This is a genomic window from Spirosoma validum (genome assembly GCF_014699035.1).
GTDB classification, from domain to species: domain Bacteria; phylum Bacteroidota; class Bacteroidia; order Cytophagales; family Spirosomataceae; genus Spirosoma; species Spirosoma validum.
Genome location: NZ_JACXAA010000023.1, coordinates 1 through 23,750, shown reverse-complemented (window position 1 = coordinate 23,750; position 23,750 = coordinate 1). Strand labels below are relative to the sequence as shown.

The following is a 23,750-nucleotide window of genomic DNA, read 5'->3' as shown; positions in this document are numbered from 1 at the left end:
GCCGTTCAATAAGTCCTCAACAAAGTCGCGACTGATTCAACACCGTTCAGATGAACGGAAAATCAATGAGTGAGTAGTGGATTGACTATTATTTATCAACCATTCACTTATTCTCATCTAAACGCTGGTTTAATAACCGATCTAAAATAACTAGCGCCTTATCTTGGTTAATCAAGCAAGAATAGAATGTAGGTAGCTATGTATGTAGGAATTGATGGATGCAGGGGTGGCTGGCTGGTTGCTATTATTGACCAAGAAGCTAGTCTGCAGCATTGCTTTATACGCCGCTTAGATGAATTACAATCTATTCCCCTTAGGCTAGCCTTAATCGATATACCGCTCCACTTTGCCGATACCACCTATCGTAACTGCGAAGTGGCAGCACAGGCGTTGCTGGGCATTAAAAAGAAAGCCTCCATCTTTTTTACACCCCACCGGGCAGCCGTATATGCGGCCACATACCCAGAGGCAAACAGACTCAATAGGCTTCACACCGGCAAAGGTGTGTCAAAACAAACCTGGAATATATGCGGAAAAATAAAGGAAGCCGACCGGTTTTTAAGTGATCATCCGGATTATCCCTTGCTGGAAGCCCATCCCGAGCTTTGCTTTTATTATCTCAATGGGCGGCAAGCCTTACAGTCGAAAAAGTCTACTCTTGAAGGGGCAACAGACAGGCTGGAAATCATTGCCAGGCATGCCGAGCGATACCCCGAGGTGATCGCACATACAGTTAAGCAGACGAAACGGAACGATGTGAAACAAGATGATGTCATCGACGCGACAATTCTGGCGATACGAGCAGGTCAGCCTACTCTGCAAAGTGTGCCAGAAAATAGACCGTTGGGTAGGCAGGATGTTATTCTGTACTGAAGTAAGACAGGGGGCTTTATCCCCAGATAAACGACCGTTCGCGTGTGTATCGGAAAGCCGATCGGCGACGGGTTTACAGATTCTCACAAATGGCTCCTGCTTGCGACAAAAAGATGTTCATCTTTCTGTTCCTTGAATGAGACGTTTTCTTGATGTAACTGGCTACTAGTCTCAATAGGGGTACCTACGAATATGAATTCAGTAGGTACCCCTCTAATCTGCCGCTCACTTTCCTGACCGTTCTTAAAGGCCCCAATCAACGTCTTTAAGCTTCCTGCAAGCAGCGGCAGAGCTTCTCTTAAGCGGCTACCGTTTCCAGGGCGGGCCGTTTCCAGTAACGCCTGCCGACGGTGCCGACGAATTGAGCAATGGCGCTCTGAGCATCGTTCCGTCCTGTGGTAACGCCCATGCCTTCCAGTTGGTCGGCAACTAGGCCTTCCGGCAGGGCAGCGCTCAGCAGCTCTACCGCCTCGCCCAGTACGCCAATGGCCTTCCCGTGTTTGTAGGTCTGCGCCAGAAACACGTGCGAGTCGCCTTTTTTCATCAGCGTGGTCACCCCCGGGCCGCCCGGTACACACACGGCATCGTACAAGGCCGGGTTGGCCGTAGCAAAGGTTTTGGCAATCTTCATATCGCCTTCCGGACCGGCGAGACGGCCCAGGTGCGGACCAACCAGTTCACTGATCGCACCCGCTTTTTTTAGGGCATCCTTGAGCATACTGACCTGCCCGGCGTCGACGTCGGAATTGACCAGAATGGCTACCTTACGGCCTTTGGGACTGGTGGGCTGGCCTTCCATACTCAACGCCTTCGACTGCTGCACCCCACCCGAGGCACTGGTTTCCGACTGGGCGTCGGCCAGAATCTCGGCCCCTTCGACCCAATCAGCCGTGCCGCGCGGTTTGGCCGCTGATAGCTTGTCGGCGGGTAGTTCGCCCAAGGCCGCAGCGACTTGCTCAGCCAGCACGTCGTTGATCTGCTGAAGGTGGTTCAGCATCCGCTGCCGCACCGCCTGGGTTTCCACCATGCTTAATTCAAACTGAAGAGCCTTCACAATGTGTTCCTTTTCTGGGCTGCTCATGCTGTTCCAAAAGAGCTTGGCCTGGCCGTAGTGATCCCCAAAACTTTCACTGCGTACCCGCACTTTTGGGCCGTTTACCGGCTCCGGATAGCTCACAAAACCGGGCCGGGACGGGGTAACTTCGTCGGGTGAGTGGCCATCGAGCGAAGCCGGAGCGTAGGAAACCCGGCCTTTATCGATCGTATGCCGCATGTGGGCATCACGCTGATTATTGGAAACCGGACAACGGGGGCGATTGATGGGTAGCTCGGTGAAATTTGGACTACCCAGTCGGCTGAGCTGCGTATCCAGATAGGAAAAATTGCGGCCCTGTAGGAGCGGATCGTTACTAAAATCGATACCCGGCACGATATTGGTCGTGTTGAAGGCGACCTGTTCGGTCTCGGCAAAGTAGTTGTCAGGGTTCCGGTCGAGCGTCATCTTACCCACCCGCCGAACCGGTAGCAACTCTTCGGGCCACAGTTTAGTGGCATCCAGAATATCGAAGTCGTACGTCTGCTCGTCTTCTTGGGCCAGCGTTTGAATACCCAGTTCCCACTCGAAGGGATTTCCTTCCTTGATCGAATCCCACATATCGCGCCGGTGAAAATCCGCATCGTGGCCCGCAATCTGCTGGGCTTCGTCCCACACCAGCGAGTGTACACCCAGTAGGGGCTTCCAGTGGAACTTGACAAATGTCGACTTGCCCTGGGCGTTGACCAAGCGAAAGGTGTGAACCCCGAAGCCTTCCATCATCCCGAAACTACGGGGTAGGGTCCGGTCGCTCATGATCCACATCAGCATGTGCATCGATTCAGGGGTAAGCGAGATAAAATCATAGAAGGTGTCGTGGGCCGTGGCCGCCTGGGGAATCTCCCGGTCGGGTTCGGGCTTGGCCGCATGAATTAGATCGGGAAACTTGATGGCATCCTGGATAAAGAAGACCGGAATGTTGTTGCCCACAATATCCCAGTTGCCTTCCGAAGTGTACATCTTGACGGCAAAACCGTGTACATCGCGGGCCGTATCGACCGATCCGCGCGAGCCGGCTACGGTGGAGAATCGAACAAAAACGGGCGTCTGGACCGTCGTGTCGGTTAGTACCTTGGCTATCGTCAGGTCTTCCAGTGACTCATAGAGCTGGAAATAACCGTGGGCGGCTGCGCCCCTGGCGTGTACGATACGCTCCGGAATACGTTCATGGTCGAAGTGCTGCAATTTTTCGCGCAGGATGTAATCTTCCAGCAGGGTGGGGCCCCGTTCACCCGCCCGCAGCGAATTCTGGTCGTCGGCAACGGGCTGACCGACATTGGTTGTCAGCGGACTGCGATTATCGGTCATCATGGGGTGCTCGGCTGGAATTTTGTTGGCCAAGCGTTGGCCATTTTGGCCTTCTGAGGGAGTAGTTGGTCCAGGCTTAGGATTGTTTTGCTGCATGGTTTTGTTGAAAAAAATAAACGGATCAGAATTGCTTTCTCCTTACGAACGCAGAATTACCCAAGCTGTTTAGTAAGATGGTGTCAGATCCAGAAAATGTAAGGGAATGTAGGCGATGACTTGGGCCGCGGTAGCCGGTAGGGATGGGCTTACCGGGGATATTGCGACCACTGACAGCCCCTACATTTCAGGGGACGGATAAAGATGAATATTCTCCCAAAACCTTACTTAAGTGGAATAGAATGATACCCAATCACAGGTTTATCAATCGGCTTTTTTCGCAGGCGGGCTTGTCTAACTAGTCGGTATACAAGCCATAAGATGCCTAGGCCTACTAGTATAAACAAGACTGTCGTTTTGGAGGGGTGATAATTAGCATAGAGCTGGTTGAGTCCGCTAACCACGTTACCGCCCAAAAAAGCCACACTCACCGCCCAGGTGCAAGCCCCTAGTGCATTATAGAGCGTAAACCGAGTCAAGGGAAAGCCCGCCAACCCTAAAGCGGCCGGAACAGCTCCCCGTAAGCCATACAACGCCCGAAAAGCCATCACCAGTCCCGTGCCATAGCGATCGATCAATCCCTTAATTCGCTGGTAACGGAGCTGCCAACGAGGTCGAGTTCGGATAAAGGTTGAGCCAAAACGATGGCCAAGCCCAAAACAAAGCTGGGTGATACAAAACGAAGAAAACGCAGCCAGGCCAATCACGGCGGGTAGGGAGAAATACCCTTTTTGGGCTAGATAAACCCCGATTAATAAAAAGGCTTCACTCTCCAGCAGCACGCCGAGGAACAGCATTGGATAGCCATAGGTGAGCATGAGTTCCTGAAAGTCCATGATTCATAAGATAACGTTGCGTTCAGGTAAAACTCATTCAAGCTCAATTGGTTATTGCCCCGCTTGCCGTTGCTTGCTGACGCCTATCTATTCTGGTAGAAGATAGGATAAACAAAGGCGTTGTATTGACGTAATCGTCCATTGCTGAGTTAGTATCTCGAAAAATGCTCAAATGAATGAACTACTCCTATCCGTTGGCCTTCAGTAAACGGCCATCAATTCGGAAGGGTGCGTTCTCCACAATCTTAACCGCTTCCTCAAAGCGGGGATGAAGCGTGTGCACTAAGTAGTTTCGAGACCGGTTAACGATTGCAGAAGGTACCGATATACTCAGCTTGTCAGGCGCGTCAAGCCAGTCCTGTAAATAAGACTGTAAAACCTCAGTCTGCTGCTCATCCTGCCAGTTAGCGGGTAGATCCGCTACTGACACGACATGATACGTTTCGGGTATGTCCAGCACCAGCAAATGGAAGTTGGGCAAATAAAGCGGATTGAGATGGGCGACTATTTCCAGTAAAGCTAGCTCGGGGGTAGCCGACGTGTAAAGAATAGGGTAGCCTTTAGGGTTCCAGCGTCCGCCCGCCCGACGCGCACCTTCTGCCGATAACGGCTGAGCAATGTAATTGCTCTTATAAAGTCGATATACCAACATCAATCAACAAACTAATCGGCTACGAATAGACGCCGTACTCAATGCGGGTCAACACATCATCCACCAAACTAAACCCACTGATGGTATTCAGCCACTGAAGGGGCCCTTGTCCTTTCAACTCCCGTAAGGGATAGCGTAGCCAATCGGCCAAGGCCTCCGCTCGACCGTCAAAAACCAGCAGGCCATGAGCCGTTAGGTTTTCCAGCAACAACAATCGCTCAGAAGTTTGTTGGTCCAGTTGGCCTTCACTGCGAAAACGGTGTAGTGTTCGTTCGGCAACTTGCAGAACGATAGCCATCTCTTTAAGTGATATTCCTAGCAGCTCAGCGAGCTGATCCACTTGCTGAGTTGGCACACCCTTTTGGGCCTGTTCGATGATGGCGAAGCTAGTGGCTCGTTGGGGTTGGTAAGGGGTCTTTGCTGGCCCGGCTGGTTGAGTAACGCGTCGCCTTGATGAAGCGGGTGAGGAACTCTGAGCAGGCGGCTGAGGGAGAGTAGCCATAAGAATAATTATTTATTGACAAATATAACTGCTTTTTTACAGCAAATCAACTGCAAAAAAGCAGTATTACTGCATAAATAGTCGTTCGAGAGAAGGGTTCTCTTTGAAACGAAAAACAGTTGTGTATATCTGCTTCAAAAATCGGGCGATTATTGAGATGCCTCTTATGGTTCATAACACTGCTTTCAGTCCCGTTTTGGCGGGCCGCCGGTAGGTATGGCCGTCGGGTTAGTAGCCGTGTTTTTAGCCAGTCATTGGTATCAATTCTATTTAAATTATTTTGCTACTCATTTGTATATTTAAGAATCAATTAGCACAACAATAGTGGCTGTCGCAAAAGTCGATACAGCTTCGGATTGGCTTGTTAAAGCGGTAATTTAGCCCTTTATCGGGTTGTAATTGGTCACAGTTCGTATCTATTTAACCCGGTCCAAACCTTTGTAACAGCCACATCACTTATACAACAACAAATTAGCCATGTACAAAGAGACTCAAAAATTCCGTCAGCCTTGGTTATGGGCCCTCCTGGTCTACAGCATGGGAGTTGTCATATACTCTGGCCAATTAGTAGGAGTAGCCATTATGCTTCTTGTAATGGCGTTGTTTTGGTTCTTGACTTTACAAACCCGAATTGACCAAGAGGGTATTTCGTATCGCTGGTTCCCCTTCCAGTCTTCTTACCGGCTAATCAAATGGTCTACTACTGAAAAAGCAGTCGTCCGGGATTACGCTGCAATCAGTGAGTTTGGGGGATGGGGTATTCGTTTTTCATGGACAGGAATGGCTCATACAGTAGCTGGCCATCATGGAATTGAAATTAAACGAAAAGGAAAGAAACGGATTCTATTAATTGGCACTCAACATCCGAAAGAGGTTCGAACAATACTAAGTAAGGAGCCTTTGCCAGTTATATAAATTGTATATACTACGTACCTAGACCGCTACAAGCTGTCTTGTAAATCGTTCCTGTCAGAGACGAGAGGTATCTGCAATTCGGGCGTTTTATGTCATGCCGATCTGATATGCGTTTGTCTAACTGCTATATTATTTGCACGTAACAGTGACTAGTATAAAATAGTCTAGCTGTCCTTGCTAATCCAATTATTTTAACAACTCATTTTTTGCCGATCGAACCCTTTAAATAAGCGGATAGCACCTCCCACCGCATTTTATTGGGATCAACTGTATTCGAATTGCTCATGATGATGAGCGTTACATCTTCATCAATCAGATGAACCCAATTCGTATGGTGGCCATAGCCGTAGCCCTGGCGTTCAGCTACTAGGTATTCCTTTTGATCAATCTTTTTTGGGAACACCAAGAAGCCCAAGCCTACATAGTCTAATTGTTTATCAGGAGTAAGCATTACTTGAACGGTCTCTTTTTTCAGTAGTTTGTAATGAAAGAGTGCGCGGTCAAATAGTAGCAGGTCTGTCGGCGTGGAGTACATGGCTCCCGCCGAAAAATAATTGTCAATGTAATAGTTGGTCGGACGTGAAAACGTAACCGGGCTTGATCCACTATTGAAATAGCCCCGGTCCAAATGGGCAATTACATCCTCATGATGCAGATAATCCGTATTGCGCATGCCCAGAGGAGTCAAAACCTTCTGCTGCAAGACGGCCTGAAAGGTCTGACCGTAGAGTCGCTCAATAATTTTGCCCAACAAAATAAAGTCGCCGTTATTGAAGGCAAAGCGAGTGCCCGGTTGCGTCACTAGTCGCTCGGAGCAATAGCGGGTAATGAAGCTGTCTACGGGCCAGATGGTGGAGTTATAGGCTTCGGCAATCTCGCGCATCTCCTTATCATCCCGTCCACTACTATAGGTCAACAAGTTTCGGATGGTGACCTTGTGAGCAGCTTCCCCTTTGTATTCGGGGTAATAGGTGGCAATAGAGGAGTCTAACTGGATCTTTCCTTGCTCGTAGAGCTGCATAATCAGGGCCGCCGTGAAGGTTTTGGTCGCTGAAAAGATATGGAACCTGACTTTATCTGAATATTTTATGCTATCTTCTCGGTTGGCCAGTCCAATGTACGTTTGGTAGTCTATTTTACCTTTTTTGGCGATGAGCACGCTACCGTTAAAGTTGTCTTGGGTACGGTATCGGTTCATCAGGATCTCAACTTGCTCTTTTTGGCCGTAGGTAGCTGTGCTGCCTATGGCGAGTAGGAAGACGAGGTAGTAGATCGTTTTCATGCGAAGGGTGGGCTGAAAGGAAGTGGACTACAAAGGCGGCTTCAAAAATGATACCATAGAACAATGGTACTGATTTCGCATAAGATACAGACTGAATTCTCTTAGTAGCGTCCGTATTCGTACACTCAATGTTCAATTACGGACGAGGGGCATTTGTCCTCATTGAACGAACGTGAATAACAGTACTAAACTGCTGGTCAATAATCATGAGCGGCTTAGTCAGAGGGCCCCATGTTATACGATTCTGTAATATGGCTCATCGATCAATTTACTTTGTTTCACCTAAACGCTCCTGCTTGAGACCAAGCTATTTTTGGGTGTTGTACCAACGCTACGGCTTTTTTTAGATTGAGAGAATAGCCTATCTTTCAGCTATGGCTCCCCAAGAATTTATACCTGACCCCCAGCTCGCCAACCTCGTTCAGTCCTACTGGATGACCCAACGAAACTTCTACCCACCCAAGGATACCTTCCAGGTACTCCCTGACCGCTTCATCGAGATTATAGTTTCCTACGGAGCACCCGGCTTTTTACTGACACCAGACACCAGCTTACCCCTACCAGCCCTGTATCTGGTCCCTTTGCTGAAATAGCCCTTTACCCTACGCTTTGAGGGGCCGATGACGATTGTGGCTGCTCGACTCTTCGCCTGGTCCTTGGAACTGCTACTACCGGCTCAGATGACTGATTCTGCTTTACCCATTACCTCCCTGGAAGCCAACTTTCCTCAACTATTGCCTCAGTTGGCGGCTTGCCTAAAACAGAATCAACCTCAACAAGCCGTCCTTTGCTTAGAAGCGGCTTTACTTCAGCAGGTCCAGCAGCGCTTACCCCTCCAGCAACGCCGGGCTCAGCTGTTGAAGCACCTGCTCAATCAGGCCCAACTGCCCTCCCCAGCTACTTTGGCCGATCAGTTTGCCCTCTCCATCCGTCAAGTCGAACGGCTGGTGAAAACCGCCAGTGGGACGACGGCTAAAGTGTTGACTCGATTGACTCGCTTTGAGTCGGCCCGTAATCAACTTTGGCACCAGCCCGACTCGAACTTAACCCGCTTGGCCTACGAACTGGGATATGCTGATCAAGCTCATTTCTCGCGGGACTTCAGAGCCTTCAGTGGCCGAAGTCCCCGGGCCTTTGTGAAACAGGTGCGCCAGTGGCAACAGTAAGGATGTCGTTTTTGTGCAAGTTTGGCAACCCTAGAAGAAGCACCTTTGCGGGGTACATTAACGACCATACGTATGCAAACCGCCCGTTTAGCCAACATCAATCTATTTGTCCGCGATGCGGACCAAGCTTATCAATTTTACCAACACGTTTTTGGCTTCGAGCTGGAGCCGGGTATGGCTCACCCGCCGGACTTCTGGGTGTTAAATGCGGGCAGCGCCACGCTGAGCTTTCAAGCTAAAGCGGCCGTCGGGATGAATCAGGAGCCGGTTGGCGGCATCGAGTTAGGGGTTGAGGTGGCGGATGTGCAGGCCACCGCAGCCCGCCTGCAAGCACGGGGCGGACAGATTGACGCGAGTAATCAAATGTCGTGGGGGGAGTCGGTAGACGGTCGGGATCTGGATGGTCATCGGGTCACGATCTATCGACGAGGGTAATGGCTGGTTATGAGCGATGAGGGTAGCTGATCAACAATGATTATTCCGGATCAGCTATCCTTGTTTTTGACATTCTCGTTAAACGCTCCCATATGATACGAGGGAGTGTCTATAATTTGGGCGTTTTCAGTGAATTCGTGTCGAATTTTAGGATCTCATTTGCCCTAAGCAGCTCGCTCGTCGTATGCGCATTGCCCTGTATTGTCCTTTTAAACGCACCTACCTTACAGTAATAAAAAGTTTGTTGATTAAGCTGTAACCTTTCCACGAAAGGGCGGTTTCCATGCCAAATCAATCGCCTTACCACAATCTCCAAGCGGTTGTTAACTTGTTGAAGAAGACAATCTATCGCCATGCAACTTTGGCCGGGAATCCGTGTATTTCTAGAGCTTATTTTAGTATTAGCACATAATTAACCAAAACTCGCTGTGAAGTATTTCCAACTAACCGCTCTGCTCCTTCTCTCGATCAGTATACAACATCTACTTCTCGCCCAATATCTGCTTAATGCTCCTCGAAATGAGACGTAGAATCGTTCATGTGTCTGCTTCGCAAATGGGGCGTTTCACAGCACAAAAAGTATCACTTATGCTATTTATTTACTGAGCTGTTACATAGGACAGTGAATACATTCAGTGATAAATTAAGTTTATATAAGCCTTAATAGGCTATGACCTCGCCTTTCGCCTATCGGGAACAATACACGACCCCTCCCCTCAACCAACTTATCCGTAAGATCTGGGTGATGGATAATGCCGCCAATCCGCATCCAGTCAATAACAAGAATGTGTTACCGAACAGCTGTTTTAATTTGGCTTTTATCCAGGGAAACGGCTTAATGATTCATAACCAACGAGGCTGCTTTGAGATGCACCAAGAACGCTACTTTTGTGGGCAAGCTCGCTACCGGGTCGAGGTAATCATCAAGCCCTTTACCCAGGTGACCATGATACAGCTTCATCCCTGGACCCCGACCCACTGGACCACCGACTCGCTTGCCGACACCGCAGATCGAATTCTACCTCTAGCCAACGTACTACCAGCAGTAAATGACCTGTTCAGTCACTACGATTCGACCACGATCCAGGCTGCTCACGCCGAAACGTCATTGATTGAGTTTATTCAAGATCACTTTTTCCAACTACCCAGCTTGGCTAACGCTACCTTTCCTTTACAGCAGGCCTGTTTACGCTTACAACAAACCAAAGGGTGCTTACGCATTGCGGAGTTGGCCCACGAGTTCCACTGTTCGACCCGCCAGGTGGAAAAGCACTTTAAGCAATCGGTGGGGTTGACGCCAAAAGAGTTCACGCGTATCCTGCGGGTGCGGGGCGTTGTGGATGCTCTTCAAAACCAGCGATCTATGCAGCCGCTGGCCCAACTAGCGATTGAGTTTGGCTTTTATGACCAAGCCCATTTCATCCGCGTGTTTAGGGATATGATCCGTCAGACCCCTGGCGAGTTTCGCCCGATTGACTACTTGTTACCCCTTAGCGGAACGGGCTTTTAGTTCGTTCGCATTTATACAATACGAAGGCGCTATAAACGAATATATTGCGCCCCAAATATTGCCTAACCAGGGATTGATTCGCCTACTTGATATGATATAACTATCATACTTTAGCTTCTTGATCGGGGCGTTCACATCAGTCATGAAATACTATCCGATTCTGTACGATGGTCTGTCCACTTTTGGACAAATAGGTTTCCATACTGTGTAGAAAATCGCTTAATCGAATCAGGGATGGCATCTAAAAACTTTGGCACACTTATTTATACCCTAAAGTCTAAAGTAATGGCAATTATGCATCGTTCGTTTATCCATCGTAGAATAGCCAACCGGGTATTAGTAGCCGGGTTGCTCGGGCTTCTGCTCATTAGCCCTTCGTGGGCTTGCACCATCTTTACCGCGTCTATGAAAGGCGAGGTACTGGCCGGGGCCAATGAAGATTATGATAATCCCTTTTCTAAAGTGTGGTTCAACCCATCGGCAAAAGGGCGATATGGCACGATTTGCTTTGGCTTCCCCGATTTACAGTCGCAGGCAGCCATCAATGAGTATGGTTTATTTTTTGACTTTACCGCCATCGGCCTCGACCCCGCTCAGTACCCCTTGAAAAACCCGTATTACGGCAGTCTGTTTCTCGATATTCTGGGTCAGTGCCGTAACGTTTCCGAAGCGCTTGAGTTCCTCCAGACTCATGATTACCCATTTTCGTCTCAAGCCCTACTGGCTGATGCGGAAGGTAATTCGGTGATTATTAACGCGGGCTCAAAAGTAAAAAAGACGGGTCACTATCAAATCAGCACCAACTTTAATGTGTGTCAGTTGGCCACCAAACAGTACAGCTGCGGTCGCTATGACATTGCCGATCAACTGCTCAGCCAAGCGCAGACGATTTCCGTGCCATTTTTTCGCCAAATATTGAGTCTGACTCATCAGGAAGGGGGCGATCCGACCCAATATTCAATGATCTGTGATTTAAAACGGGGCATTATTTCTGTCTACCTGTATCATAACTACGAACAGGCTTACCAGATTGACATCAAGCAGGAATTACAAAAAGGCTACCGGGTAGAGAACCTAGCGGACCATTTCGCTCCTTCGTTTGCTTATCAATCATGGGCTAAACGGCATGCTGAATACGGACGGGAAGTGTTTCTGAGCGAAGTCGCGAAACAGGGGCTGGATCAGACGCTCACTCGCTACCAAGGATTGACAGCTAAACCAGCCATCAAAGACAGCGTAAACACATTGCTGCTGGACGCGGGTATGGTCTTTCTCCGACGCTCCTACGGCCAATATTCGACGGGAAACCGGTGGCTATACCTGTACCAATTTCCCCAAAGCTACGCGATATGGCATGCAACGGACGCCAATATCCAGGCCGCTTCCCGCTTGTTTGGCTCGGTCGTTGAGCAAGGTTGTCCAAAAGGTCTCGAAGCGGTTACCTACGAGATGTTTGCCTATACCAACCTAGTCCAGAACAAAGTAGCATTGGCCCGACAATATTACGAGAAGTCGTTGGCAATAGCCCCCCCCGATAGTCCAACGGCCAAGCGAGGACGAGCCATGCTGGCCCAGCTCAATTAATGTGACCATCCCGCTCAAGGCATCTTTTTCGGATAGGTCCGAGGAATGTCCAGCAGCGGCAATAGAAAATTGGTCTTAAACTGGGCTATTATTTGCAAGTGAACAGCGCAGCTGTCGCAACGAATTACACCGGGCGTCGCTACGTTAAGGAAATTTGTATTTGTTGTTGCAAAAAGTCAGCCGTTTGCGAAAAATAACCTTGTTTCAATTCCCCGTATCAATGAGAAATACACCGATCCTATGGATGCTCTTTCTTTCCCTCGCAGTTATGCCCAGGGCAATCAATATGATCCCCAGAATGAGCTGAGAGGCAATGGGAAGCCCGTTCAATTCACTAAGCCAACTAAGCCATTCACGGCGGTTGAGATTCGGCCATTCCCGGCTGACATCATGATTGATGCGGGCGCGGATGAATCCGTAATCGCCGTCGCGGTTGACGAAAACCTACGACCCTTTCTGCGGATTGATGAGCAGGCAGGTAAGCTGATGGTATCCTTTGAGCACCCGCAAGGGAAGCCCTTCTGGGTTAGCAGTAAGCTGATCAAAATGACGATCAAGACGCCGGAATTAACGGGTTTACTTTATCAGTCCAATAGCAAACTGGTGGTCAACAATCTGCACGGCGATTCACTTGAGGTGGCCAATCAAGGCAATGCTACGATAACGTTACAAGGGAGCGTCAAGACCATGAAGCTAACCAACTCCGCCAATGGAACGGTTCACGCCGAGAAGCTAATTACCCAGAAAGCAGACGTAGTTTCTCACGTTAACGGTAATGTTCGAGTCAATGCCAAAGAGGTAAGCTCGGTAAACACCGGTTTGGGCAGTATCGTCAACGTCGCAGATTCTGCCCAGAAGCCTAAGCAGTAACCCTTTCTAATGACTACCTAGGTCTATGAGGATGAAAACGCATCTACAGCTTTGGCTATTGCTTTTTGTGAGTCTACCCATTTTTAGTTGTAAAGATGACTCCGCCGCCACTGTAATCACCATACCGCCTATGCTTAGCCAAGAAGCACGCGTATTACGTGCAGGCTTAAAAATTATCGGGGGAACTTCTCAATCCCAAGTGTATCAATTACCTGCTGAAAAGTCAGACCCCAACGGCTTATTAACGGAAACCACGATTGCCGCTTTCGAGCAGGCCGTCAACCAGTCGGTCTCGTTTACAGCCAATACGGTCCTGGGCGTGACCACGTATAGAACTAGTATTTTGGATAGTTCGCAGAGTGGGATTCAATGGACCATCGGGCTGGAAGGAACGACGTTTCGCGCCATAGGACGTATCGTAGAAAAAAACGCAGTCCGTGAGGAAGGCTCCTTGCAACTGACGTATTGGTCAAAGTAACTCAGCAGCGCCCATTTACAAACTACTAAAAGTCGGGCCTAGACACGTTCAGGCTTTATCAACAGAGAATCCGTCCATGAAGCGGTATGGGGCTACATGCTGCTAGTCAACTCTATAGATCACTACTTCACTTGACAACTTTCACCAACAGATTTTATATTCTCAGAATACGCTCCCGCATGAGACGAAGAAGTTATCATCTACCTGTTCCTTAATTGGGGGCATCCTGCGAGACGCGAAATCAACAATGTTAAAAATAACGCGCACGCTGCTGAAAGTCATGCCATACGACTCGGCTCATGATGAAAAGACCCCCTGACCGTGGTATTTTCATCATGAGCCGAGTCGGACTACCGGTTTACATTTCGTTCTCCTTTTTGATGGTCAATTAAGTAGCCGGATCGAGCTAACTGCCTCCATCACTGCTTCACGACTTTAAGGACTTTCGTTTGCTGATCGGCACTTACTTTAAGCAAATAAAGACCAGAAGCGGCATCGGCAGGCATCGTCAGTCGTTCGATGTGCCCGTCGGCCTCAACCTGACGGCTCTGTTTGACCATGCTACGTCCGTTCAGATTGATAACGTCAAAGTGCACCCTCTGGCCAGCGGCTCCATTCACTTCCACCGTGAATTGCTCCGCAACCGGATTGGGATACAGGATCACCCCGAGCGTCTGTCCTTTTTCACGAGCCGACACCCTGGCGCGGTCGCATCCGCTGGTGAACGAACGCGAGATAACATTCCCGTCCTGACGCACATCAAGCGTGAACTCAGTGCCTGAACGCTGCCAGGTGGGCACGTCGAACCGGTTGCTGGCCGACCAGTCGCGTAGACCAATGACACGGTATTCGATCGGAGAACCGCTTCCCCCACTGGTTTGGACTGTCAACTGGCCGTTGCTGCAATCATAAGCCGGTGCGGTTATGCTCAGCGCACCACCCGTAGTTGGCGGAGTGGGCGTGGGTGTGGGGGTTGGTGTGGGCGTCGGGTCTGACGGCGGGGGGGTGGTCGTTGGCGTACAGCTCGTTGTGAATGACTGGCTGAGAACTTGTCCACTCTGGCGTATGTCCAGTGTAAACGTAGTCTCGGAGCGCTGCCAGGTCGGAACGCTGAAGCTGGCACTGGTCGACCAGTCGCGCAAACCTATGACGCGGTATTCGATGGGTGAACCATTTCCTCCCGTGGTCTGAACCGTCAGCTGGCCCGTGTTGCAATCATAAGCCGGTGCGGTTATGCTCAGCGCACCACCCGTAGTTGGTGGCGTGGGTGTGGGATCTGGAGTGGGCGTTTGTTGCGGATTCAATTTATACAGCGTACCATCCCAGGTATCGAAGTACAGATCCCCTTTATACACCGTCAGGTCCAGCGGATACGAACTGCGCCCCGGAAGCAGATCACCCGTCAAACGAGTTCCAGCAGCCGATCCATCACTCTGCCACAGCTCGAAGCCCGTCGTTCCGTCGTTCCCGGTGAAGTACAGCAACCCATTGGCCACAACGGGCAGCAGCAAGATTCCTCGCTCCGAACCCGGATTCAGATCCCGAACAGGGCTTCCGTCGAGTCGGCTTAGCTCTTGTCCCGTTGCCGGCTGATAGGCATTGCCATAGATTTGTCCGTTGTATTGCACCCCACGCTGCAGCACCTCCAGGTCGGGCGTTGGCGTAACGAGTTCGAACGCGCCCGTGGCTTTGTTTTGGCGCGACGTCGGCACCAGCCCCACTTCATTCTGCCGCTGGTAGAGGTCACCGAACGCGTTGAAATAACCGGGCTGTGAGGTCGTCGTAGAGGGGCCGGTCGGCACGGTACCGGCAGTTGTCCCGTCGCTTTTCCAGGTTGTCCACAGGCGCGCAGATCCAGTCAGGGTGTTAAAATATAAACCGTCTATACCGATTCCAAACGATTGCAATGTCCCCGGAACCTGCCGAACCAGACTCGTACCAGCCACGGTACCGTCGCTACGGATTATGTCGGTTTCCTGAAACGTGGGGCCTGAGGACGACGTGTAATACATGATGCCATTGTAAACCCTGGGGGTAAAGGATGGCCGTTTATCGATCCGGTACGTACCGCCCGGTGTGCCGTCGGTGCGCCATAAGCCATTTTCCACAATAAAAATAACCAGCCCATTGTAATTAAGCAGGTTAGCCCCACCAATGTCGCTAAATTCGCGGATCAACACCGTACCGGCTTCAGTGCCATCTGTTTTGTACAAAGACTGCCCGGAAAAAAAATACAGAGTTCCGTTCATGTCGAACAAGCTGGTTGGCGCATTGTAACCGTACACTGGACCCGGCGTGATGTCTTTCACCAGTTTTGTACCACCTGGCGTACCATCAGTGCGCCACACTTCGGGCCCGGTATCTCCATTACGCCCCACGAAATAAAGATAGTTGCCGGATACAGTCAGATTGGCAGCCCCCGAAACTTCGGAACCGGGCCGGTAAACACCCCTTTCCAGAATGGGCGTAAATGTCTGCGCCCAGCCGCTGGTCGTGGCGAGCAACAGGAGTAAACTAAACCAATAGTAATACGTCTTTTTCATCGTTTGAGTTAATTAGCGTTATGTATGTAAGAAATTGAGTTGGTAATACGTCGACAATAGCCATGAGTCCCCCTACCCGAAGCGGCCACCTGGCGACTTCGGTTCAGTATTTTCTGGTCGTTATTATTGGATATCTTTATCGGGGATAGATCACCTTGAAGCGCCCACTTACGCTCACCAGAACGGGCATCGGCACCGATCCGTTTTTATCGACGAGGGGGGCCTCCACAATGGTGTACGTACCTTCTATAACATCCGCCGTGACACGCTTCACATCCACCTGCCATTTCGTGCTTGCACTGGCCAGCGTACTGGGCTTGACACGCCAGTAGTTGGTTCCGCCCAGGCTGTTGATAAACGTAAGCTGTACCTGATCGCCGGTATAAGTACCCGCACCCCTGAAATCAGGCCAGACGATTTCCACGCTTTTCCAGCCCGCAGCTGACCAGGGCATACCGAACAGGCACTCGACGTAGGTCTGCTCAGTCGGTTGTTTGATCCGATAGAGCGAACTGGACTGACTCGTAAATGGCTCGGTCTTACCGTCGTAGCTAATGTCGCTGACGGGCGTGGTAAGCTGATTCTGGCTAATCCGTACCCGCGTTGTCGTTGGGGAGCCTAGAGCGGCTCCCTGCCGGGGACCATACCCCCAGGCTTCGATCCTGCGGTCTACGTCTGTATAGCTCCAGAAAGGGTCTCCCTCCGACTGGGTCCGCAGCGCGCGATTTTCATCGATTATGTTCCTGATTCGTATACTGATACGTTCCTGAACGGCTCCCGGCTTACTGAGGGCGAAGAGCAGCTCGATGTCGATGTAGTCAGCCGTGATGGCCGTAATACGGACCTGCTCGTCCGGTGTTTTCAAATCGATGATACTCCGGCCGGTCTGCCCTTCCGGAACCCGGATAAACGGCGTGGCAATGTACGGGTCGAGCTTGCCCTCTCCATCGTCGTCATCCGCATTGTACACCCGGTAGTTACGTCCGGACTCAAAAGGTCCGTTAAAAATGACACTGATGCTATACTGATCACTGTAGGCCTGAATGTTCAGGACAGACGCTTTAGGCGTATACGAGTTGTAGCCAGCGTATGCCTTTACGGCAAAGGGTTTATCTGGCCCAAAGGCGATGGGCTTCCCGTCGATGGTACCGGTCAGGGTGCCGGATATATCGTCAATGCCACTGGTACGGATGCCAGGGTTGCCTGTGAACAGGTAAGGATCGGTTCGCTTTTCCGTCTGCGTAGGTGTAGGTGCCGGGTCCTGGCCCTGATCAGGGTGTTGGCAGGATAGCAGCGAGCCCAAAAGCAGTGCACTCAGGCAGGCAACGGTGCAGCATATACGCATAGCGGTTCGATCAGTAAACGTTGAATCAGTAGACAGGCAGCAAGCGGGTTGTGAATCAACGCTGGCGAACAAGCTCCGGCGGCTCCCTGTCGAGAACACAGACACACCTGGCGGTAAGAAGTGTTGCAGCTGAACAACTATTTTTTTTAAGGACTGATTTTATCCATTTTTCTTATAAAAAAGCGGTACTTGCTGCAACAGTCGGCTGCTCATTCTGTGTCTGTAGGATAGCCGGATGTGCACCAGGTTACGTATCCGTCCATCTGTTATGAATAAACTTAACCAACTCGTCTGGATCGGTATGCTCCTTTTCTGGAGCCGTTGTAACCGCTATACCGATCAGCAGCCAACGCCCGACAATGGTCCTCCGCCGGTTAGTGTTCAGGCACTGGCCCAGCAGTACCCCAAGGGCCAGGATATTGTTTTTACAACCGTCGCCAATAACCAGTTGTGGCAAGCCGACTTCATGCAGCAGAACCAGCGCTACCAGGCCCTGCTCAGCCCTACCCGGTTGCTGACCGCCGATCAACTGGTTAGTGGTGGCGTGCCCGATTCGCTCGCCCGCTTGCTGGAATCGACGGTGGTAGCGGGTGGCAGGTTCAGTAATGTTCGCCTTCGGCAGTATACCTGGTTCAGCAATCCGGGAAACAGCGCGGTGACGCACGTTTATGCCGACTATAGCTGGCAACAGCAACCTTACACGGCCAGTTGGACCATCACCCGGCTGTATTCAGGGAAGATCACCTATTATCTGGAACTGCTGCCTTTTCAGCTCACTAACTACGAGACCGATACGCCGACGGAAATTCCTGAATCGCTACAGGCAGCACTGCGCGGACAGAATCTACCGTTCACCTACGCGTGGATACAGGTGGATGCCCTTCGCCAAAGACACGGCACGGTATCGATTCAGAATCAGGGACAGCCGCTGTATGTCAGCTACGACGAAAAGGGGCAGCCGATCGCCGTCAGTAACCCGCAGACAGCGCAGCCTTTACAGCGTTTAGACCAGCTACCAACTGTTGCCCAGCAATATATTCAACGGCCCGAACTGGCGGGATTTGGCCTGACTGGAACAGATGCTTCGCTGACGCACCATACGTATGGGTCAACGAGTACCTACCGGGTGAACCTGCAAAAGGATAATCAGGCCTGGCTGATGAGCTTTTCCGACGAAGGCCAATTAATCAGCCGGTCGTTTCTGATCTACGGAAATTTTTGACCAATTTTTAAAAGCCTCTTATCTCTGATTCGTAGTTGTACATGGCGTTATTTGGCCGCAAGTCATACCAAACCCTCACGGAACTGGTTTTGGGCTGTCAGCAACGGCAGCCCCGGGCGCAGCGAGCCTTTTATGAACGCTACCAGGGTCGTATGCTGGGAGTCTGCGTGCGCTACGCCCGGACGGTGGCCGAAGCAGAAGACATCTTTCAGGAAGCTTTTCTAAAAGTATTTACCCACATCGATGAACTGATTAAACCTGAGTCGGCCGACAGCTGGGTCAAGGCAGTGGTTGTTCGCACAGCGATCAATTATTACCACCGAACTACCCGGCCCCAGGAACACCTGACCAGCTACGAGGCCATCAGCGAGCCGCCCGCGAGTGACGATCACCTGCAGCTGCTGGCTGGCTATGACCAGGAGGCTCTATTAGGGTTACTGGCCCGGCTACCCGACGATTACCGACTGGTCGTGAATCTGTATCTGGTTGAAGGCTACAACCACGCCGAGATCGCTACGTTACTGAAGATACCCGAAGCCACGGCGCGCTCCCGCTTTAGCCGGGCCCGCCAATTGCTACTAACTTTTGTTAACCAACATGGCATCCAACGACATGAATTCCTGGGATGATGACCCCGATGAACTGCTGCGCCGACACTGGCAGCAGGCGTTCGACGATTTTGAGGTTCAGCCCCGCTCGTCGCTGAGCCGTCGTATCCTGAATCAGCTACCAGCCGGACGTCGACGACGGCCGATACGTTGGCTGGTGGCAGGGCTGCTGCTGCTGATGACCGCTGGCCTGTTGTATCAGGTCCGTTTCAGCGAGCGTTCCGGGACGAAAGACAAAAACAACATAGCCCAGTCAGCGTCCCCGCATCGGTCGACATCGAAAAGCCGTGTTCTTCAGCCAACCACCTCCGCTGAACGTCCGCTGTCGCCGGCATTAGCCAGGACTAATTCGCGATCTGATGAGGTCACGGCCAGCCAACGCCCAACCACTCGTCGGCCATCTGCTTCCCGGATCGAGACACCCGGCGTTTCAGCTCCCCTGGTCGCAAGCCCGCAAGTCGAAACTGAGGCTGGTTTCCTGGCCCAAACCAGGAAACTGACCAAACGAACGGATAAGATAGAGTTCGTGACGACCAGCAATGTTGCGCTACGTAGTGAGACGAGAAAAACACGACGTAACGCGCCAACCCTGACCAGTCTATCACGGTCTAAATCGCCCCGTACAACTGCTGACCGTTCTCCTGCTACGTCGTCTGGCCTGGTCCGCAGCGAACGGGTTGAGCCAGATCAGGCACCTAGGGAAGTTTCGGCTAGTCAAGACGCGTTATCAGACTCTCAGGTGGCAACCAACTATTTATCGGTCGGCACCTCACAATTTCTCCGAATTGCTGGCCTTCTATCCCTTCCTGGCCAGCTAGGCGCCCTGCCTGCCCAACTCCCCGTCACGGATTCAGTATCCCGGTACCGGGTTGAAGACAACGGTGTTCGCCCGACTCAACGCTGGTTTATCGACGCCGTACCGCTGAGTAGCTTTCAGTGGATGAGTGCCCTGCCCGCTTCAGCCAGCTATCTTTCGCAGGTACACGCTCCGGCAGCCTTTTCACCGGCTACCTGGGGCTACCAGGTGAACGGCGGTGTCCGCTTTGGGCGCTGGCAGGCTCACCTGTCGATGGGACAGCTCCGGCGCTGGGCTTACTATACGGTCAACGAGAATCGCTACCGGGTCGAACCTAACCCGGCCAACCCGTATCATCTGGTGCGAGAAGCGCATACGGTCGCCGAAAACGTAGCGCTGCCGATGGTCGGTGCCGGGCTAAGTCAGTATCGGCTCCTGGGTCAGGGCCGCTATGCCATTGAGCTGGGTGGCCAGTTTTCCTACCTGCCGACCAGCCGGCAAACCCTGTTAGGCCTGCGGGGGGGAGTCAATCGCCGGTTGCCACTGAGTCACCGTCTGGAATTACAAGCGAGTGTAGTGATTGAGTATGGCCTGAACCGACTCCTGAGCGAACAGCGTCAGCTGGCCATTCATCCCGTCGTAGTAGGCTTTGGCGTGCGAATTCAGCCCCGTTTGGAAAAGCCATAGTGGGGGTTTGTTCTGAGTAGAAACTTTTATCAAATTTTGTTTAAAGGTTGCTTGCTTACGTGAGCAATGATTGTGGCTGAAGAGAATGGAGGGAAACGGCTTAAGCGTAATCAAGTCTTTTAAAAACGCTCCTATTTGCAGTAGGTTCCGATTCTCATCAGCCAAGTGAGGAATTGCCTACTCGGCATCGCAGTGGCGCTCCATCCCCGTCCCGTTCCGCTCAACTACTTAGCCTTCAGCGATCGGTTCAGGTTGGTACGGGCTTGGTTTACCGTGACAACTAACAGCAGGCCCAGTACCGCCCCCGCCAGCAGAAAGGTTATTGACATGTTCTTCATCCATTCCTATTGATTCGTTAAAAAGGTAACTTAAAACGGGGTTACTTGTTAACGGTGCATATCCTTAAACGCTCCCACATGAGACGAAGAAGATTTAACTGTCCTTAGAAGGAGCGTTTTAAAAGCCGTATTAGGCTACCAACTTTTGATTATTTCGAGCCAGTGTTGTTTCTTCAACTATTAAAAAACATAGAGCTAGTTCTTTTTAAAATAGGTATCTGCTGATAAGCAGTCGTTTACTTATAAATTCAACCAGTAAGGACCTAATTACGGCTACTCTCATCGCCATTTCGAGTCTAGTTTTTCTAAAATAAGCTATCCGAATGGATGCCGACCCCCTTTTTCTGACTCAGAAACCCAACAATCAGTTCCTGGCCACACTGGTTGACTACTACTTTTACGTCGATGTGGATCGTACGCAGCAAGGTCTCGATCAGGAACTGATCATTCCCTGTCCCAGAATCACCTTTGGGTATTTTTTCAATTATCCCTTTACCGCCACTAATCATACTCTCAACCAGTCGGCGACGGTCAACATGGCGATCTCCCGCATCTCTACCCAACAAATAACGGTACAACCCCAGACTGACCGGGTCAAAATTATTGGTGCCCATGTTCAACCCCATTGCTTAGCTTATCTCACTAAACAGCCGGTAAGTAGTATGCCCTGGTTGATCAACACCACTGAGTTATTTCAAACAACGGCCACCGATTTTCAACAACGCATTGAACGTTGCCGACAACCTGAGCAAATGTTCAACGAAGTGGAACGCGTGTTTCTGGACAACATGATGATTCGGGACTTATCCTTGATAACCAAAGCAATCGAGCTGATCGAAAAAAGCGCCGGAACCATTCCCATTACCCAACTGGCGCATCAGCTCGACGTGTCGGAACGAACCATCCGAAGTCAGTTCCAGGATCATGTTGGTTGCTCACCCAAAGAATACATACGGCTGGTTCGCTTGCAACAAGTGGCCTATCAACTGAGGCATTCGCCCGATTCACTCACCGACATTGCTTACAAGAACGACTATTTTGATCAGGCTCATTTTATCCACGAAGTGAAAGACATCACTGGTATGTCACCCGGCCAGTTAAGAAAGCAAATCCCCACCCTCCGATTTTTACAATTTTAGCCCATCTGCCTGTCGTTTCTTTGCTTGAAAAAAGCAAAAAGCCATGAAACGAAAAACACTGATTAAGATTCACATTGCCGCCACCCTAGTGGCCATCCTGACGATTGGCAGTTTCTTGACAGCCTCCCTGGTAGCCGAGTTGAGCGGTAGTGAAACCGTAATCAAGAACATAAAAGAAGCGATTCTCTTCGCGCTGCCCCTACTGTTGGTCGCCATGCCAGCAGTTGCACTTTCGGGCAACAAATTAGCGGGCAAGTCCAATCATCCAATCGTACTAGCCAAGCAGAAGCGAATGAGGTTCATCACGCTCAATGGTCTATGCTTAATCGGGTTAGCCTTTTTCCTGTACTACCGTTCGCATTATCAAGCCATCGACGGTATTTTCTTTATCACTCAGATCGCCGAGTTTGGCTTGGGTTTGACCAACCTGGTTTTGCTTGGATTGAACTCCAGAAGTGGCGTTCAATTATCGGGACGATTCAAACGAATGAAGCCACTTGGCGTAGGTTCCCAGACCTCCATTTAAAAGCGATGAACTCATCCATCAAACAAGATGAAACTTTTCCTTAACATACTCGCTATCTCCGGTTCGGCCCTGTTTGCCGGTGTCCTGCTGGCCATTGGTGTGCTGCTGGGCGGTCATTGGAAAAGCCTTTCGGCAGAGGCTTTTCTGGATTCTTTTATTGTCTATCTGCCCTTAATCCCCCGTGCGATTGGGGTTGTTGGCGTGGTTGCCATCTTGGGCTTGACTGGTTCCGTCTGGCTAAGCTGGGGCGAGAAAGAGGCTCGCACACTTTGGTTGCTAGCGTCTGCCAGCCTAGCGGTGTTGCTTATTTTTACGTCGGTGTGGTTTGGTCCCACGAACGCTCAGTTTGCGGCCAAATCCCTACCCTTAGACCAAGTGACTGCCAAACGTGATTTATGGCTGATGCTCCATACTGTACGTATTGCATTAGCTGCCCTGTCGTCAGTTCTAGGTTTCCTCGCCACCAATCGCTAGCTCTGTAGTTTACAATGGTCTTACGAAAACGCTCCAAAATGAGACGAGGATTCATTAATTATAGATTACAAATCTCACGGTCCGCCGTTCATATCTTTGTTTTAGGTTGATCTTATCAGAAAAAATACAATTTTGAGTAAGGTCTGACAAGGCTAGCCAGCACCCTGAGTTCCGCCGATAGTACGTCCCAACGATACTGCACCGCTGCCGGGGCGCCGGAGCGATTGCTCTGGCTAGCTTGTCTTTTCCCTGTAGCTCCAACAGTACCCATAGACGTAACCAGAGGTTACGATCTGGCATCCATGTGCAACAGCGGGAGAAGATCGTAGGTCAACCAACGTATTCATTCTTTATCCCCTTTTTTATGCCATTGCTACGCTATTGTGTCGGACTGGACCGCACCGATTTCTATGGATTAAACAAACGAAGGGGTATAAAATTTATCATATTTCTCGCCCCGACGCACAACAGC

At 50.7% G+C, this 23,750-nt stretch carries 22 protein-coding genes; 15 read left to right on the top strand and 7 right to left on the bottom strand.

From position 1 onward, the window contains the following. Nucleotides 1-198 precede the first annotated feature (198 nt). A complete protein-coding gene (locus IC230_RS31695) occupies nt 199-873 on the top strand; it encodes a DUF429 domain-containing protein (protein ID WP_191043100.1) in 675 nt (224 codons plus the stop codon). Nucleotides 874-1,171: 298 nt separating this feature from the next. On the opposite strand, the gene IC230_RS31690 is transcribed toward IC230_RS31695, so the two are convergent. The 4 genes from IC230_RS31690 to parS all read right to left on the bottom strand — a co-directional run bounded on the left by IC230_RS31690 (nt 1,172) and on the right by parS (nt 5,360). Next, nucleotides 1,172-3,370 (bottom strand): catalase, encoded by a 2,199-nt coding sequence (locus IC230_RS31690; RefSeq protein ID WP_191043099.1) that lies wholly within the window; start codon nt 3,368-3,370, stop codon nt 1,172-1,174. A gap of 224 nt (nt 3,371-3,594) precedes the next feature. Next, nucleotides 3,595-4,206, bottom strand: coding sequence for a DedA family protein (locus IC230_RS31685; protein WP_191043098.1), 612 nt, complete (start codon nt 4,204-4,206; stop codon nt 3,595-3,597). Nucleotides 4,207-4,393: 187 nt separating this feature from the next. After that, nucleotides 4,394-4,858, bottom strand: a complete 465-nt coding sequence (locus tag IC230_RS31680; RefSeq protein ID WP_191043097.1) for an RES family NAD+ phosphorylase — start codon at nt 4,856-4,858, stop codon at nt 4,394-4,396. A 19-nt stretch (nt 4,859-4,877) separates the two neighbouring features. Further along, nucleotides 4,878-5,360 carry a type II RES/Xre toxin-antitoxin system antitoxin gene (parS, locus tag IC230_RS31675; RefSeq protein WP_191043096.1) on the bottom strand — a complete coding sequence of 161 codons (483 nt, stop codon included), beginning with the start codon at nt 5,358-5,360 and terminating at the stop codon, nt 4,878-4,880. 477 nt (nt 5,361-5,837) lie between these two features. Between parS and IC230_RS31670 the strand changes: the two genes are divergently transcribed. Next, a complete protein-coding gene (locus IC230_RS31670; protein WP_191043095.1) occupies nt 5,838-6,275 on the top strand; it encodes a hypothetical protein in 438 nt (145 codons plus the stop codon). A 199-nt stretch (nt 6,276-6,474) separates the two neighbouring features. On the opposite strand, the gene IC230_RS31665 is transcribed toward IC230_RS31670, so the two are convergent. Further along, complete coding sequence (locus IC230_RS31665; RefSeq protein WP_191043094.1) at nt 6,475-7,557, bottom strand: serine hydrolase domain-containing protein; 1,083 nt, start codon at nt 7,555-7,557, stop codon at nt 6,475-6,477. A gap of 374 nt (nt 7,558-7,931) precedes the next feature. On the opposite strand from IC230_RS31665, the gene IC230_RS31660 reads away from it, so the two are divergent. From IC230_RS31660 to IC230_RS31630, 7 genes are all read left to right on the top strand, one after another. Then, nucleotides 7,932-8,150 carry a DUF6597 domain-containing transcriptional factor gene (locus IC230_RS31660; RefSeq protein ID WP_191043093.1) on the top strand — a complete coding sequence of 73 codons (219 nt, stop codon included), beginning with the start codon at nt 7,932-7,934 and terminating at the stop codon, nt 8,148-8,150. Between the two features lie 63 nt (nt 8,151-8,213). Further along, nucleotides 8,214-8,723 (top strand): AraC family transcriptional regulator, encoded by a 510-nt coding sequence (locus tag IC230_RS31655; protein WP_191043092.1) that lies wholly within the window; start codon nt 8,214-8,216, stop codon nt 8,721-8,723. 72 nt (nt 8,724-8,795) lie between these two features. Further along, nucleotides 8,796-9,158: a VOC family protein gene (locus tag IC230_RS31650; protein ID WP_191043091.1), complete on the top strand. Its 363-nt coding sequence runs from the start codon at nt 8,796-8,798 to the stop codon at nt 9,156-9,158. A 670-nt stretch (nt 9,159-9,828) separates the two neighbouring features. After that, nucleotides 9,829-10,668, top strand: coding sequence for a helix-turn-helix domain-containing protein (locus IC230_RS31645; RefSeq protein WP_191043090.1), 840 nt, complete (start codon nt 9,829-9,831; stop codon nt 10,666-10,668). A gap of 405 nt (nt 10,669-11,073) precedes the next feature. After that, a complete protein-coding gene (locus IC230_RS31640) occupies nt 11,074-12,252 on the top strand; it encodes a carcinine hydrolase/isopenicillin-N N-acyltransferase family protein (protein ID WP_191043089.1) in 1,179 nt (392 codons plus the stop codon). Between the two features lie 240 nt (nt 12,253-12,492). Next, nucleotides 12,493-13,122 (top strand): GIN domain-containing protein, encoded by a 630-nt coding sequence (locus IC230_RS31635; RefSeq protein ID WP_191043088.1) that lies wholly within the window; start codon nt 12,493-12,495, stop codon nt 13,120-13,122. A 130-nt stretch (nt 13,123-13,252) separates the two neighbouring features. After that, nucleotides 13,253-13,600 (top strand): hypothetical protein, encoded by a 348-nt coding sequence (locus IC230_RS31630; protein ID WP_191043087.1) that lies wholly within the window; start codon nt 13,253-13,255, stop codon nt 13,598-13,600. A gap of 419 nt (nt 13,601-14,019) precedes the next feature. Here IC230_RS31630 and IC230_RS31625 read toward each other — a convergent pair whose 3' ends face one another. Together IC230_RS31625 and IC230_RS31620 are read right to left on the bottom strand one after the other, a co-directional pair. After that, nucleotides 14,020-16,143, bottom strand: a complete 2,124-nt coding sequence (locus IC230_RS31625; protein ID WP_191043086.1) for a T9SS type A sorting domain-containing protein — start codon at nt 16,141-16,143, stop codon at nt 14,020-14,022. Nucleotides 16,144-16,279: 136 nt separating this feature from the next. Further along, the gene (locus IC230_RS31620; protein ID WP_191043085.1) at nt 16,280-17,488 is read right to left on the bottom strand and encodes a hypothetical protein; all 1,209 of its coding nucleotides are present in this window, start codon (nt 17,486-17,488) and stop codon (nt 16,280-16,282) included. A 268-nt stretch (nt 17,489-17,756) separates the two neighbouring features. Between IC230_RS31620 and IC230_RS31615 the strand changes: the two genes are divergently transcribed. From IC230_RS31615 to IC230_RS31590, 6 genes are all read left to right on the top strand, one after another. Further along, a complete protein-coding gene (locus tag IC230_RS31615; protein ID WP_191043084.1) occupies nt 17,757-18,710 on the top strand; it encodes a hypothetical protein in 954 nt (317 codons plus the stop codon). A gap of 41 nt (nt 18,711-18,751) precedes the next feature. Then, nucleotides 18,752-19,339 (top strand): RNA polymerase sigma factor, encoded by a 588-nt coding sequence (locus IC230_RS31610; RefSeq protein WP_191043083.1) that lies wholly within the window; start codon nt 18,752-18,754, stop codon nt 19,337-19,339. Beyond that, on the top strand, nt 19,308-20,801 hold the full coding sequence (locus IC230_RS31605) for a hypothetical protein (protein WP_191043082.1): 1,494 nt from the start codon (nt 19,308-19,310) through the stop codon (nt 20,799-20,801). Before IC230_RS31610 ends, IC230_RS31605 begins: the two co-directional genes overlap by 32 nt. Nucleotides 20,802-21,462: 661 nt before the next feature. Then, a complete protein-coding gene (locus IC230_RS31600) occupies nt 21,463-22,278 on the top strand; it encodes a helix-turn-helix transcriptional regulator (protein WP_191043081.1) in 816 nt (271 codons plus the stop codon). Between the two features lie 43 nt (nt 22,279-22,321). Next, a complete protein-coding gene (locus tag IC230_RS31595) occupies nt 22,322-22,804 on the top strand; it encodes a hypothetical protein (RefSeq protein WP_191043080.1) in 483 nt (160 codons plus the stop codon). Between the two features lie 27 nt (nt 22,805-22,831). Further along, a complete protein-coding gene (locus tag IC230_RS31590) occupies nt 22,832-23,278 on the top strand; it encodes an anthrone oxygenase family protein (RefSeq protein WP_191043079.1) in 447 nt (148 codons plus the stop codon). Nucleotides 23,279-23,750: the final 472 nt, after the last annotated feature.

Bases quoted from the DNA above. Each gene is read 5' to 3' on its own strand.
- IC230_RS31650 (WP_191043091.1), top strand. From the start codon at position 8,796: ATGCAAACCGCCCGTTTAGCCAACATCAATCTATTTGTCCGCGATGCG.
- IC230_RS31595 (WP_191043080.1), top strand. From the start codon at position 22,322: ATGAAACGAAAAACACTGATTAAGATTCACATTGCCGCCACCCTAGTG.
- IC230_RS31695 (WP_191043100.1), top strand. From the start codon at position 199: ATGTATGTAGGAATTGATGGATGCAGGGGTGGCTGGCTGGTTGCTATT.
- IC230_RS31645 (WP_191043090.1), top strand. From the start codon at position 9,829: ATGACCTCGCCTTTCGCCTATCGGGAACAATACACGACCCCTCCCCTC.
- IC230_RS31630 (WP_191043087.1), top strand. From the start codon at position 13,253: ATGCTTAGCCAAGAAGCACGCGTATTACGTGCAGGCTTAAAAATTATC.
- IC230_RS31665 (WP_191043094.1), bottom strand. From the start codon at position 7,557: ATGAAAACGATCTACTACCTCGTCTTCCTACTCGCCATAGGCAGCACA.
- IC230_RS31625 (WP_191043086.1), bottom strand. From the start codon at position 16,143: ATGAAAAAGACGTATTACTATTGGTTTAGTTTACTCCTGTTGCTCGCC.
- IC230_RS31685 (WP_191043098.1), bottom strand. From the start codon at position 4,206: ATGGACTTTCAGGAACTCATGCTCACCTATGGCTATCCAATGCTGTTC.
- IC230_RS31615 (WP_191043084.1), top strand. From the start codon at position 17,757: ATGAATAAACTTAACCAACTCGTCTGGATCGGTATGCTCCTTTTCTGG.
- IC230_RS31590 (WP_191043079.1), top strand. From the start codon at position 22,832: ATGAAACTTTTCCTTAACATACTCGCTATCTCCGGTTCGGCCCTGTTT.
- IC230_RS31690 (WP_191043099.1), bottom strand. From the start codon at position 3,370: ATGCAGCAAAACAATCCTAAGCCTGGACCAACTACTCCCTCAGAAGGC.
- IC230_RS31680 (WP_191043097.1), bottom strand. From the start codon at position 4,858: ATGTTGGTATATCGACTTTATAAGAGCAATTACATTGCTCAGCCGTTA.
- IC230_RS31600 (WP_191043081.1), top strand. From the start codon at position 21,463: ATGGATGCCGACCCCCTTTTTCTGACTCAGAAACCCAACAATCAGTTC.
- IC230_RS31670 (WP_191043095.1), top strand. From the start codon at position 5,838: ATGTACAAAGAGACTCAAAAATTCCGTCAGCCTTGGTTATGGGCCCTC.
- IC230_RS31610 (WP_191043083.1), top strand. From the start codon at position 18,752: ATGGCGTTATTTGGCCGCAAGTCATACCAAACCCTCACGGAACTGGTT.
- IC230_RS31635 (WP_191043088.1), top strand. From the start codon at position 12,493: ATGGATGCTCTTTCTTTCCCTCGCAGTTATGCCCAGGGCAATCAATAT.
- IC230_RS31605 (WP_191043082.1), top strand. From the start codon at position 19,308: ATGGCATCCAACGACATGAATTCCTGGGATGATGACCCCGATGAACTG.
- IC230_RS31660 (WP_191043093.1), top strand. From the start codon at position 7,932: ATGGCTCCCCAAGAATTTATACCTGACCCCCAGCTCGCCAACCTCGTT.
- IC230_RS31640 (WP_191043089.1), top strand. From the start codon at position 11,074: ATGAAAGGCGAGGTACTGGCCGGGGCCAATGAAGATTATGATAATCCC.
- parS (WP_191043096.1), bottom strand. From the start codon at position 5,360: ATGGCTACTCTCCCTCAGCCGCCTGCTCAGAGTTCCTCACCCGCTTCA.
- IC230_RS31620 (WP_191043085.1), bottom strand. From the start codon at position 17,488: ATGCGTATATGCTGCACCGTTGCCTGCCTGAGTGCACTGCTTTTGGGC.